Consider the following 1,173-nt stretch of genomic DNA (forward strand, 5'->3'; position numbering starts at 1 on the left):
GACTCCAAACCACCCATCATGGCGATGAAGGAGTGGCATAAAACCCATCCGGAACTTTTTAAAAAGCGACCTTATAATCATGCGGGACTTGACATTTAACTCCTTTGTACGGCTGATGTGAGGAATCCGATCGAATGTTGCTTTAGTTATGCTGAATGACACCCTCCCCGCGCTAAAGCAAGAGGGTTTCCTCTACAGAACGGCCATGCCCGACCACAAGAATGTTCTTGGCCCCGTTCACATCGCAGTCGTGAGTGACACCACACTCACTGCAAGTTCATTCTTTTATTCCAGCTCTGCTCATCCTTTCGAACTGCTGTAGCTGCATTAAGGATATTAACCATTGTTGTTGATGTGCGACAAAATAACGCATCCATAGTGATTGAAGTCTACATTAAAAATGTCACAATTAACATATATGACAAATATGACCGTGTTGGAGGTTGAAATGAAAGACTCCAAAGCTGGCATTATCACACTTGCAAATGTAGAGGAGAGGCTGGAGCAATTGCCTCTTCTGCCGGGAGTCATGTTCGAACTTATGAGAGGGTGTTCAAAACTCTGTGTCAGCCAACCAGCCTCATAGGCTGATGTGATGTTCCAGGCGCCCGGGGAAGTGGATGGCCATCTGTGACAGCGTCAGGTTCCAGTTCTGCACGGGGTGCGTCCAGCGTTCGGAGGCCTTGAGTATACCGGCATAGAGCAGCTTGAGTAAGCTGTTCTCATTGGCAAAGCCGCCCTTGGTCTTGGTGAGCTTACGGAACTGGCGGTGTACGGCCTCGACGGCGTTGGTGGTGTAAATCGCCTTGCGCACGTAATCGGGGTATTTGAAGTAGGCCGAGAGCGTGGGCCACTTGCCCCGCCAGGACTTGATGACTATGGGGTATTTATCGCCCCACTTGGCTTCCAGCTCGTCGAGTGCGAGTTCGGCGGCATTGAGCGTAGCAGCCTTGTAGACGGCTTTCAGGTCGGCCATAAAGGCTTTCTGGTTTTTCGAGGCGACGTACTTCATCGAGTTTCGGATCTGGTGGATGATGCAGTGCTGGATCTCGGTGTCGGGGTAGATTGACTCAATGGCGAGCTATGGTGATTTCTGGTGTATGGGGAGATAGAAGGATGGCGTATCCTGTTGATTGATCACGACCAAGATCTCAATCAACAGAAGGTGATACG

1 pseudogene is annotated in these 1,173 nt (G+C 50.0%); it reads right to left on the bottom strand.

From position 1 onward, the window contains the following. Nucleotides 1-580 precede the first annotated feature (580 nt). Nucleotides 581-1,078, bottom strand: a pseudogene (locus tag KTN04_RS16565) (IS256 family transposase); the annotation flags it as partial. Nucleotides 1,079-1,173: the final 95 nt, after the last annotated feature.

The organism is Marinobacterium weihaiense (genome assembly GCF_019061305.1).
Taxonomy (GTDB): domain Bacteria; phylum Pseudomonadota; class Gammaproteobacteria; order Pseudomonadales; family Balneatricaceae; genus Marinobacterium; species Marinobacterium weihaiense.